Raw genomic sequence first — 11,746 nt, 5'->3', positions numbered from 1 at the left:
GTGGACGGGAACCAGGGCACCGGCGCCACCACACGCGTTTCAATGCCGCCCTGGGCCAGCAGCTCGCGCAGGCGCGTTTCAACGAAGATGCCGTGCACGGGGCGGGCGCTGCTGGGGTACAGCGTCGAGAACAGCAGGGTGCGCAGCGGGCGGCTCATCGGGCGGTGACGGAAGGCGGACGGGCCGGGGCGGCGGCCCGCGGAATGGCAGCCGGCGAGCATAGCGCCCGGCCATTGCACTGCACCATCCCGCCAATGGGCGCTGGCAACAACGTCACGGTCGGCGGCCCGGCGGCGGGGGAGGCGCGGCCTCTTTGGGGGGAAGCATTGCGCAGGCGACCGGCTGCCGGCACCGGTGCGCTCAGCGCACCGGCGGCCGTGCCACCGCGGCGGCGGCACCGCCTGCGCCGCCGCCCGCGGCCAGGGCGCCGGCCATCGCGGCCACGCGGCGGGCGTTGGCCTGCCAGGTCAGGCCCTGCTCCACGATGGACGCGGCAGCACCTGCCGCCAGGCGTTCGCGCAGCGCCGCGTCGGCGCCCAGGCGGGTGAGGCCGGCCTCGAAGGCGCCGGGCTGCGCGGGGTCGAACAGCAGCGCATTGGCCCCATCTACCAGCACCTCGGCGATGTTGGGCTGGCGCGGCGCGATGATGGCCTTGCCCAGCGCCAGGTACTCGAACAGCTTCAGCGGCGAGGCGTAGGCCACCACCGCCGGCTGCAGCGCGATGTCGAAGGCGGCCACCAGGGCCGGCACCTCGTCGCGGTCGACCACGCCGGTGAAGCGCACCCGCTCGCCCAGGCCCAGCTCGGCGGCCAGGCGTTCCAGGTCGGGCCGGGCCGGGCCGTCGCCCACCATCAGCAGCCGCGCGCGCGGGTCGGCGGCGGGGCTGGCCATCCAGTGCAGCACGCGGTCCACGCCGTGCCAGTCGCGCACGAAGCCGGTGAAGCCCAGCACCAGCGCATTGTCCCAGCCGGCGCCCAGGCGGGCCCGCGCCGCCTGCGGGCTGGGCGCGGCCGCGAAGTGCGCCTGGTTGATGCCGTTGGGCACCACCACCAGCCGGCTGTCGGGCACGCCGCGGGCGCGCACCTGGTCGGCCAGCACGCGGGTGACGGGCAGCACCACGTCGGCGCCGCGCCAGACGAAGTCCTCGGCCCAGCGGGCCAGCCACGGCAGGCCCAGGCCGCCGAAGCGCGCCCGCTCTTCCGCCAGCGGGGCGTTCACTTCCAGCAGCAGCGGGATGCGCAGCTGGCGCTTGAGCAGCACGCCCGACAGCAGGAAGAGGTTGTAACGCTCGTACAGCGCATCGGGCTTGAACTCACGCGCGGCGGCGGCCAGCCGGCGGTAGGCCACGGCGGAATAGGCCAGCTCCAGCAGCTCGTAGCAGGCCTTGGGCAGGGCGGCGCGCAGCTTCTGCACCCAGCCCACCTCGCCGCCCATGCCTTCGCCCTGCGGGGCCTGCGGCGCGACCACGCACACCTCGTGGCCCTGCTCGCGCAGCGCGGCGATCATCTCTTCGATGTGCACGGCCTGGCCGTCCTTGGAGGCCGTGCGGTGGTGGTACAGGATCTTCATGCGGCTTCCTGGCGGGCCGGCTGCTCGCCGATGGACTGGCGCAGGAAGGCGTCGAACATCAGCAGCGACCACAGCGGCGTGCTGTGGTCGTGCCGGCCGCTTTCATGGTCCTGCACCATCTGACGGATCTCGGCCGGGTTGAACCAGCCGCCGTCCAGCATCGGCCCCTGCAGCAGCGAGCTGCGCACACGCTCGCGCAGCGGGCCGCGGAACCAGCGCGCCAGCGGCACCGCAAAGCCCATCTTGGGCCGGTACAGCACGTCGTGCGGCAGCGCCGGCTCCAGCGCCTTCTTGAACACCTTCTTGCCGTTGCCGCCCTGCAGCTTGAGCGCCGAAGGCAGCGTGGCGGCCCATTCCACCAGCTCATGGTCCATCAACGGTTCGCGAACTTCCAGCGAGTGGGCCATGCTGGCGCGATCGACCTTGGTGTTGATGTCGCCCACCAGGTAGGTCTGCATGTCGATGTACTGGATCAGCGCCAGCGGATCGTCGGTGCCGGCCCGCGCCGCATGGCGGTTGAACACCTCCATCGCGCTGTAGCCGCCCAGCTCGCTCTTCAAGCGCTGGCTGTAGAGCCGGCTGCGCGCCGGCTGGCGGATCTGCGACATGCTGTGGAAGTAGGCCTGCACCGAGGTGCGGGCCATGCCTTCGAAGGTGGTCTTGGCGCGGAACACACGCGGTGCCCAGTCGGCCTTGGGATACACGCGCCCCAGAAAGCCGAACAGCGGCGTGCGCACCGAGGCCGGCAGCGAAGAGCGCATGCGCTCTTCCATCATGTGCAGCTTGTAGCGGCGGTAGCCGCCGAAAGTCTCATCGCCGCCGTCGCCCGACAGCGCCACCGTGACGTGCTGGCGCGCCAGCTGGCACACGCGGTAGGTGGGGATGGCCGAGCTGTCGGCATAAGGCTCGTCGTACAGCGCGGCCAGCGTGTCGATGAGGTCGAAGTCGTCGGAATCCACCTGCTCCACATGGTGGTTCGTGCGGTAGCGCTCGGCCACGCGCTGGGCGAATTCGCTCTCGTTGTACTGCGGGTCGGCGAAGGAGATGGAACAGGTCTGCACCGGGTCGTTCGACAGCCCGGCCATGGTGGCGACCACCGCGCTCGAATCGACGCCGCCCGACAGGAAGGCACCCAGCGGCACCTCGGCGATCATGCGCAGCTTCACCGATTCCTTCAGGCGGCGCAGCAGCTCTTCGCAGGCCTCGGCCTCGGTGGCGCGGCTGTCCAGCGTGAAGCGCACGTCCCAGTACACCTTGGGCTGCGGAATCGGCTGGCCACGGCGCACCAGCAGCGTGCTGGCCGGCGGCAGCTTGAGCGCCTGGCGGAAGATGGTGCGCGGCTCGGCCACGTAGCCCAGCGCGAAATACTCCTCCACCCCCAGCGGGTCGATGTCGCGGCGCAGGCCGCCATGGGCCAGCAGCGACTTCAGCTCGGAGCCGAACAGCAGCATGCCGTCGTCCAGCACCGCGTAGTGCATCGGCTTGACGCCTAGCCGGTCGCGCGCCATGAACAGCACCTGCTGGTTGCGGTCCCACAGCGCGAAGGCGAACATGCCGCGGAAGCGCTTGACGCAGTCTTCGCCCCACTGCTCCCAGGCATGCACGATCACCTCGGTGTCGCTCTTGGTGCTGAAGCGGTGGCCCAGCGCCTGCAGCTCGGGGATCAGGCTCTGGTAGTTGTAGATCTCGCCGTTGAACACGATGACGACCGAGCCGTCTTCATTGAACAGCGGCTGCTGGCCGGTGGCCACGTCGATGATGGACAGCCGCCGATGGCCGAAGCCGACGCCCGGCTCCAGGTGCACGCTGCCCTCGTCGGGGCCGCGGTGGTGCTGCGAATCGTTCATCCGCCGCAGCACGGCGGGCAGGACGGCGCGCTGGCCGCGGGTGTCGAAGACGCCGGTGATGCCGCACATGGTCTATAGGTCCTCGTTCAACGTGGGGTCGCCGGCCGCGCGAGCAGCCGGTCGTACAGGTTCTCATAGGCCGCCACCATCGCTCGCAGGCTGAAGCGCTGCAGCACGGCCTCGCGGCCCGCGCGGCCCATGGCCGCCGCGGCCTCGGGCCGGCTGGCCAGATCGGCCAGTGCAGCCGCCATCGCCTCGGCGTTGCCCGCCGGCACGATGACGCCGGTGCGGCCTTGTTCCACCAGGTCCGCATTGCCGCCGACGGCGGTGGCCAGCACCGGCAGGCCGCTGGCCATGGCTTCCAGGATGGTGTTGGAAATGCCCTCGGCCAGCGAAGGCAGCACGAAGCAGTCCAGACCGCGCATCACGTCTGGCACGTCGGCGCGCTCGCCGGGCAGCCAGGCCAGGTCGGCCACGCCGCCGGCCTCCAGGATGGCCTGCGCCTCGGCGCGCAGCGGGCCGTCGCCCACCAGCACCAGGCGCAACCGCTCGCGCAGCGCCGGCTGCAGCTGCAGCGTGCGCACAAAGGCCTGGGCCAGCACCGTCTGCGCCTTCACGCTTTGCATGCGGCCCACGGTGCCGGCCAGCCACAGGCCGGGGGCGTTGAAGGGGCTGCCGGCGATGGGCTGGCGCTGCGGCGCGGGCTGAAAGCGGTCGCTGTCCACGCCGTTGCAGATGCGCTCGATGCGGCGGCCCGACAGGCCCACCTGCTGGGTGAGGTACTGCTCCAGGTCGCGCGACAAGGCCACGTAGCGCTGCACGAAGGGGCTGTAGAGCCGCCGTGCCCACTGATGGCGCTTGTTGCTGCCGTCCAGGTCGTCGATGTCGCGGCCATGTTCGCCATGCACCCGAGCCGGCACGCCCGCCGCCCAGCCGGCGGCCTGGCACTCCAGCGGCGCCAGGTTGCGGGTGTGCAGCACCGCCGGCCGCAGCTGGCGGCACAGGCGGTACAGCGCCGGGTACACCTTCAGCCCATGGCCGGGCGGCTTGTGCAGCGCATGAAAGCCCACGTCGTCGCGTTGCACGCGGCGGCTGAAGGCGGGCGCCACCTCGGTCATCGCCACCACCGCATGGCGGTAGCGGCGGCCGTGGTTGATCAGGTTGACCACGCCGTTCTCGAGCCCGCCGGTGTCGAAGCGGTACACCAGGTGCATCACCAGCGGCCGGTCGTCGGTGGCGGTGCGCACGGGGGTCGTCAGGGTCTCAGTCATGGGCGGGTTTGGGCATCTCGGGTGCCGGTGCAGGCGGCGCGGGCGGCTGCGGCGCATGCGGCGCCAGCGACAGCGGCCGCTCCACCAGCAGGAACAGGCCCGCCGAAGCCAGCAACGCGGCGGCCAGGCACACCATGGCCAGCAGCAGGTGCCACGCCAGCGGCATGGCCTGCGCGGGCCACAGGTGGCCGGCCACCATGAACACCGCGCGCAGCGCCAGGCTGTGAATCAGGTAGAACGAATAGCTCATGGTGCCCAGCCAGCGCAAGGGCTCCCAGGCCAGCAGCCGCGACAGCGCGTGCGTGGGCTGCGCCAGCACCGATTGGCAAAGCGCCCAGAAGGCCGCGGCCATGATCACGGTGCGCACTGCAAAGCCCACGTCGCCCACCGGGCGCAGCACGTCCACCGCCAGCGCCACGGCCACCGCCACCAGGGCCGCCGCTGCCGGCACGGCCAGCGGCGGCCGGCGCTGCAGCGTCTCGAACAGCAGCACACCGCCCAGGAACATCACGAAGCGCACATGGCCCTGCACCGTGGCAATGTTCAGCGCCGTGAGCAGCGCCAGCGCGGCGAACAGCGCCATGCGCTGGGCCGGGGTCCATTGACGCAGCCGCAGCGCCATCACCAGCAGCGGCATGAACAGGTAGAAGGCCAGCTCGTAGCTGAGCGACCAGGCCACGGTGATCAGCGGCTCGATGGGGAACAGGCCCGGCAGCAGCAGCAGGTTGGCCAGCACGTAGCGCAGCACCTCGGCGGCGCCCCCGGGCGGCAGCTTCGATTCGCCGGGCAACAGCACCGACAGCAGCAGGTACAGCGCGAACACCGCCAGGAAGGTGGGATACAGCCGCTGCAGGCGCCGGCGCATGAAGCTGGCGTAGGTCCAGCGGCCCGCGATCAGCGCGCCGTAGATGAGCAGGCCGCTGAGCACGAAGAACAGGTCGACACCCGCATGGCCGATGCGGCGCAGCACGTCCATCACCGCGCCCAGCGCGCTGCCGTCGGCCAGCCAGGGCTGGGCCAGGGTGCTGAAGTGCACGCCGAACACCAGCAGCACGGCCACGCCGCGCAGCCCGTCCATGGCCGGCAGGTGGCGGCCGGGGCCGTGGCGGGCCAGGTCGAAGCGCGCGCTGACCCACGCTTTAACGCTGGCGCCGGGCATCGTCGAGCGCACGCAGCAGCGTGTCCTGGTGGGCGGCGGCAAAGCCGGCCAGCCGGCGGCTGGCGGCTGCCCGGGCGGCAGCGTCGGCGTCGGCCGGCAGCTCGGTGAAGATGACCACGATGGCGGCGTCGTCGGGCTCGCCACGCAGGCGCATCCAGGCCTGCAGCAGCTTGGCCTGCACCTCGTGGCCCACGAACTGCCCGCCCACCCAGTAGGTGCGCCACACCAGCAGCTGCGGCCGGCTGGCCAGCACGCCCGGGCCCATGGCGGTGACGGCGGTGGCACGCCAGCCTGCGGCGGCCACGCCCGACGGTGCGCCGGCGGTGTCGGCGGCGCCCAGGGCCTCACCGCGCCAGGCGGTGTCGTTCGGGTCGACGATGGCGTTGAGCGAACTCACGGCCTTGCTGCCTTCCTGCTGCTGGCGGAAGTAGGCCAGGTGCAGGCCCACGCGGCCGGCGGGGCCGGCATAGGTGCCGCTGCGTTCGGCGCGGGCGCCGATGGTGGTGGGGCGCCAGTCGGTGAAGGTCTCGTCCACGCTGCGCCACACCGGTTGGGCGGCGGCCGGCAGCGCCAGCAGCGGCGGCGTGGCCGGTGCGTGGTCGGTGGTCTGCAGCCAGGCCGGCCACACCACCGCGGCGGCGGCGGCCACCGCCACCACCATCAAACGCCCGGCCGAGGACCGGCCGCCACTGCCGCCCACCGCCTGCACCCGGTCGGCCACCGGCGCATCGGCCTCCGACCAGCGGGCGCCGATGAAGAACAGCGCGGTGATGACGATGCCGAAGAACAGCCAGCCGTAGACCAGGTGGTCGACCCCGGTGGCGATCTCGTTGTTGGACAGGTGGCCCACCAGCACGATGAGGTAGGCACGTAGCCAGTTGGCCACCACCGGCACTACCAGCGACAGCGCGCAGAACACCCAGCGCCGCCGCTGGCTGCGGTAGTTGAGGTAGCCGAACAGGCTGCCCACCATGAAGGACGCCATCAGGTAGCGCACGCCGCTGCAGGCTTCCACCACCGACCAGCGGCCCGACGGGATGACGAACTGCAGCCCCTCGCGGTACACCGGGATGCCCGAGGCGCGCAGCGTGGTGACGGTGAAGTCGGCGGTGTACTGCATCAGCACCGGCGTCATGAATTCGCCGATGGGCACCGCAAAGAACAGAAAGGCCAGCGGAAACAGCAGCGCCCGCGTCACCTGCCAGCCCAGCAGCGCGGGCACGCCGGCCACCAGCAGCGCGGTGAAGGCGAGCTGCATCACCGCATTGACGTCGGCCAGGTCGCCCAGCCACCAGCCGAAGGCCAGCAGCACCAGCACCGGCACCATCGCGGGCACGGCGCGCGGCGTGAGTTGGCGCAGCACCTCGCGCTGGCGCCACACCAGCCAGCCGACGATGGGCGGCACCAGGAAGGCATGGGTGAAGGTGGCCGAGCGCTCCCAGATGGCGACCATGGCCAGCCCGGTGCCGCGGTAAGCCAGCAGCACCAGCAGCAGGTAGGCCAGCATCGCGGCGCCGGCCTCGCGCCAGCCGGGCGCAGGGGGCGCGACGGGCGCCGAATCGTGGGCGACGGGAACGGCGCTCATGCCGACGCCACCTCGGCGGGCATGGCAGGCGCGCGGGCCTGCATCGCCTCGGCCAGCAGGCGGCCCAGCGGCGCCAGGCGGGCGGCCCAGCCGTAACGGTCGCGCACGAAGCGGCGGCCGGCTTCACCCAGCTGCTGCGCCAATGCGGGGGATTCCAGCACGCGGCTGAGCTGGGCCACGTAATCGGCCGCCTGTTCGGCGGCCAGCAGGTCGTGGTCGTGGCGGGCGTCGATGGCTTCGGCGCAGGAGGCCGCGCACACCACCGGCCGCGCCATGGCCATGGCTTCCAGCACCTTGTTCTGCACGCCGCGGGCCAGCCGCAGCGGTGCCACCACCGCCAGCGCATGCTGCAGGTAGGGCCGCACATCGGGCACGGTGCCGCTGACCGCCACGCCCTCGCCCGCCAGCGCCTGCACCGCCGGCGTGGGGCTGCGGCCGACGATGTGCAGGCGCAGCGCCGGCCAGCGCTGGCGCAGCGCGGGCAGCACCTCGGTGGCGAACCACACCACCGCATCGACATTGGGCCAGTAGTCCATGGCGCCGGTGAAGACCACCGGCAGTTCGCCGGCCGCAAACGGCGAGGCCCGCTGCGCATCGGGCGCGAAGAAGTCGGCGTCCACGCCGTTGCCCACCGCCTGCACGCGCCCGGCGCATTCGGGCGCCAGACGGCGGAACAGGTCGGCTTCCTTCTCGGTGACCAGGAAGGTGCTGTGGGCGCTGGCGGCCACCTGCCGCTCATAGGCCAGCAGGCGTTCACCTTCGCGGCGGTAGAGCCACGACATCGGCCATGGGCGGTTGCGGGCGTACTCGGTCCACTTGGCCGAGTCCACGTCCACCAGGTCCACCAGCACCGGCACGCCGGCCGCATGCCGGGCGTAGGGCGCCATGGACGACGAGAACACGATCACCGCGTCGATGGCCTCGCGCCGGCAGACCTCGCGCACCCAGCGGTCGAGCCGGGCGTTGCGGTAGTAGCGCAGCGTCAGCGGTTCACCATCGGCCAGCGCGGCCAGGCTGCGCAGCTTGGCGGGCAGCGGCTGCAGCGGCTCGGCGCACACCTCGGCGCACCAGCCCTGCAGCGTGGGCACATGCTGCTGGTCGTCCGGGTCGTCGACGAAGGTGCCCAGGAATACCCGGTGGCCGGTCAGCAGGTGCTGGAGCAGGTGGTACGAGCGCACCTTGTCGCCCTTGTTGGGCGGGTAGGGCAGGCGGTGCACCAGGTACAGCAGCTTGGCCATGGCAGCGGGGGCCGGCTCAGCCCAGGTTGCGCACGATCAGCGGCCCCAGCCGGTTGGCCAGGCCGATGGGCATGCGCCGCCAGGTCTTGATCAGCAGCTGGTACTTGGCGTTGCTGGGGTTGTTCTGCGGCACCGCGTCGCGCTTGTAGAGCTGGTGCTCGTAGTGCAGCGGCGCGGGCTCGAAGCCCCAGTTCTTCTTGAACGCGTAAGAGCCGGTGCCCTGCTTGCTGCGGCCGTAGTCGAACATCCTGAGCCCGCGCGCACAGGCGCGCTGCATCAATGCCCAGTACTTGAAATCGTTGCCGGCGAGGTCGCGCGCAGCTTCGTCGTCACCGGCGTAGTAGGGCAGCACCTCGTCGCGGAAGTAGAAGCTCAGCACGCTGCTGATGGGCTGGCCTTCGGCCGTAGTGACGGTGAGCACCTCGGCATCAGCGCCGAAGGTGTCCAGCAGCGCCTGGAAGTAGCGCCGCGGCATGGCCGGCGTGCCGTGGCGGTGCACGTTGCTGGCGTACAGCGCGAAGAAGCGGTCTATGCCGGGATCGATGCTGGCCTGCAGCCCGTTCTTGATGCCCTTGCGCACCATCGCGCGCTGCTTGCGCGGTATGGCCAGCATGTTGGCTTCTTCGTCGGGCAGGATCTCCTTGCGGAAGGTGACGTACAGGTCCTGCAGCGGCCAGTCGGCGTGGCGGCGCTGCACGTTGCGCATCTCCAGGTGTTCCACGCCCAGGCGGCGGGCGATCTGCTGCGCCTCCTGCTCCAGCGCGTGGGCGGCCGCTTCGTCCAGCGCGGCGACGCCGCCGTAGACGGCAAAGGGCAGGCTGACCAGCGACTGGCCGAACATCAGGCTGTGCACATGGGCCAGCGGCAGCACGCCGCGGATGCCGTGCTCGTCTTCCGCCCACAGGAAGAAGGTCTGGTGGCGGAACACCTCGTGCAGCAGCCGCTGCCAGCCCGAGCGGTGGAAGAAGGTGGCCTGCGGGCAGGCCTGCACGAAGGCGTCCCAGCGCGCGGCGCCGGCAGCGTCACGCAGCCCCAGCCGACGGATCTTGAGCATGGTGGTCAATGGGTGGCGTCAGTGGGTCGAGCTACCCAGGAAGATCTGGTCCATGCGGCCCCAGCGGAAGTCGGCGAGCAGCTGCTCGAGCCGGCGCTCCATGCGGCCGATGTTCACGTAATGGCGAAAGCGCGTCTTGGCATCGATGCCCGCCACGCGCGGCTGGCCGGCGTCGATCTCCCAGGGGTGGAAGTAGAAGATGGCCGACGCCCGGTCGCCGCTGTTGACCTGCCGCAGCATCCAGCGCGACAGCGCATAAGGCAGCAGCCGGAAGTAGCCGCCGCCGCTGGAAGGCAGGTTGCGGTTCATCATGCGCAGCGTGGTGACCGGGATCTCCAGCAGACCCGGCCGCACCTCGTGCGCAAAGCGCGGCGCATCGGGCATGCCGTAGTGGTCGTGCTGGATTGGGTAGACGCTGGAGCTGTAGCGGTAGCCGGCTTCGGCCAGGCAGTCGAAGGCCCAGAGGTTGCCTTCGCCGATGGAAAAGCTGGGCGCGCGGTAGCCCAGCACCGGCCGGCCCGACAGGTCTTCGAGGATGGCCTTGGCGCGCCGGATGTCCTGGCTGAAAGCCTCGGGCGAGAGCTCGCTGGCGCGCTGGTGGCCGTAGCCGTGGCTGGCCAGTTCATGGCCCTGTTCGACGATGCGCCGCACCAGCGCGGGGTAGCGCTCGGCCACCCAGCCCAGCGTGAAGAAGGTGGCCTGGGTGCCGCGCTGCGCCAGCATCGCCAGGATGCGGTCGACGTTGGCCTCGACCCGGCATTCGCGGGCGTCCCACTCGTCGCGCCGGATGTAGGGCGCGAAGGCCGAGACCTGGAAGTAGTCTTCCACGTCGATGGTCAGGGCGTTGGTGATGGCGGTGGGCTGCATCGCGGTACGTCCTTGCTCAGCGCTCGCTGCTGTCACTGGGGGCCTTGAGGGCGCCCACCAGCCGCTGCAGCAGCGACAGCGTCTCGAGGTTGATGCGTTCGAGCCGAAGCAGGCTGCGTTCCAGCCGCTGCAAGCGGTCGCCGTGGGCCTGCGTGGCCATCGTATCCAGCTGGCGAGCCATGCCGTCGGCCGTCTCGGCGCTGATCGCCAGCTTGGCCGTCTGCAGGTCAACGCCCAGGGCACCCACCTGCTCCACCGGCAGCGGGCCGCCGGGCGCAGCGGTGGGGGCCGCCGGCATCGAGGCCGAGGCGCCGCCCTCGCGGGCGAATTCCTTGACCACCTCATCGACATCGGCCACCGTCAGCAGCGTCTTGTTGTTGAGGTAGCCCAGCAGCAGCAGCCGGTCGCACACCGCGTTGATGCGGCGCGGAATGCCCTGGCTGGCGTTGAAGATGGCCTGGAAGGCTTCGGGCTCGAACTCGGGCTGGCCGGTGGAGCCGGCGCACTTGAGGCGGTGCTCGATGTAATGCTGGGTGTCTTCCAGGTCCAGCGGGCCGATGTGGCAGGTGGCCGCCACACGCTGGCGGAACTGCTCCATCTCGGGCCGCTGCAGGATCTCGCGGAACTCGGGCTGGCCCACCAGAAAGCTCTGCAGCAGGGCTTGCGTGCCCAGCTGGTAGTTGGACAGCATGCGCAGTTCTTCCACCGCGCGGGGCGACAGGTTCTGCGCCTCGTCCACCACCAGCAGGCAACGCTTGCCCTGGCTGGCCTGGCCGATGAGGAAGGCTTCCAGCGTGATCAGCAGCTCGGACTTGGTGACGCCCTTGACCTGGAAGCCGAAGGCCGCGCCCACCATGCGCAACGTGTCTTCCGCGTCCAGCTGGGTGGTGACCAGCTGGCCCACCACCACGTCGCTGCGGTTGAGGCTGTCCAGCAGGCCGCGCAGGATGGTGGTCTTGCCCGCCCCCACCTCGCCGGTGATGACGATGAAGCCCTCGTTGCGCATCACGCCGTACTCGAGGTAGGCCTTGGCGCGGCGGTGCTGCTTGCTGTCGAAATAGAAACTGGGATCAGGATTGAGCTGGAAGGGCTTGTTGCTCAACCCGTAGAAGGCTTCGTACATGGTCAGAACTGGTAGCCGAGCGAGGCCACGACG

General features: G+C 71.0%; 9 protein-coding genes and 1 pseudogene. All 10 read right to left on the bottom strand.

Annotated elements, in window-relative coordinates; all coding sequences use genetic code 11:
* A pseudogene (locus ABNT58_RS19970) lies at positions 1-146 on the bottom strand (glycosyltransferase family 4 protein); the annotation flags it as partial.
* A gap of 214 nt (positions 147-360) precedes the next feature.
* Complete coding sequence (locus ABNT58_RS19965; RefSeq protein ID WP_348755171.1) at positions 361-1,569, bottom strand: glycosyltransferase family 4 protein; 1,209 nt, start codon at positions 1,567-1,569, stop codon at positions 361-363.
* A complete protein-coding gene (locus ABNT58_RS19960) occupies positions 1,566-3,485 on the bottom strand; it encodes an XrtA/PEP-CTERM system amidotransferase (RefSeq protein ID WP_348755170.1) in 1,920 nt (639 codons plus the stop codon). Before ABNT58_RS19960 ends, ABNT58_RS19965 begins: the two co-directional genes overlap by 4 nt.
* 17 nt (positions 3,486-3,502) lie before the next feature.
* The gene (locus ABNT58_RS19955) at positions 3,503-4,687 is read right to left on the bottom strand and encodes a TIGR03088 family PEP-CTERM/XrtA system glycosyltransferase (RefSeq protein ID WP_348755169.1); all 1,185 of its coding nucleotides are present in this window, start codon (positions 4,685-4,687) and stop codon (positions 3,503-3,505) included.
* On the bottom strand, positions 4,680-5,858 hold the full coding sequence (locus ABNT58_RS19950; protein ID WP_348755168.1) for an acyltransferase: 1,179 nt from the start codon (positions 5,856-5,858) through the stop codon (positions 4,680-4,682). The genes ABNT58_RS19955 and ABNT58_RS19950 overlap by 8 nt, the downstream gene beginning before the upstream one ends.
* Positions 5,827-7,431, bottom strand: a complete 1,605-nt coding sequence (gene xrtA, locus ABNT58_RS19945) for an exosortase A (RefSeq protein WP_348755167.1) — start codon at positions 7,429-7,431, stop codon at positions 5,827-5,829. The genes ABNT58_RS19950 and xrtA overlap by 32 nt, the downstream gene beginning before the upstream one ends.
* Complete coding sequence (locus ABNT58_RS19940; protein ID WP_348755166.1) at positions 7,428-8,669, bottom strand: TIGR03087 family PEP-CTERM/XrtA system glycosyltransferase; 1,242 nt, start codon at positions 8,667-8,669, stop codon at positions 7,428-7,430. The genes xrtA and ABNT58_RS19940 overlap by 4 nt, the downstream gene beginning before the upstream one ends.
* A 16-nt stretch (positions 8,670-8,685) precedes the next feature.
* Entirely contained in the window at positions 8,686-9,723 is a 1,038-nt protein-coding gene (locus tag ABNT58_RS19935; RefSeq protein ID WP_348755165.1) for a FemAB family XrtA/PEP-CTERM system-associated protein, read from the bottom strand.
* 18 nt (positions 9,724-9,741) lie between these two features.
* On the bottom strand, positions 9,742-10,590 hold the full coding sequence (locus tag ABNT58_RS19930; RefSeq protein ID WP_348755164.1) for an XrtA system polysaccharide deacetylase: 849 nt from the start codon (positions 10,588-10,590) through the stop codon (positions 9,742-9,744).
* Positions 10,591-10,606: 16 nt separating this feature from the next.
* Entirely contained in the window at positions 10,607-11,713 is a 1,107-nt protein-coding gene (locus ABNT58_RS19925; RefSeq protein ID WP_348755163.1) for an XrtA/PEP-CTERM system-associated ATPase, read from the bottom strand.
* Between the last annotated feature and the right edge of the window lie 33 nt (positions 11,714-11,746).

Source organism: uncultured Aquincola sp. (assembly GCF_964001545.1).
In the GTDB taxonomy this organism is placed as follows: domain Bacteria; phylum Pseudomonadota; class Gammaproteobacteria; order Burkholderiales; family Burkholderiaceae_C; genus Aquincola.
This window is presented reverse-complemented; position numbering and strand designations above follow the sequence as displayed.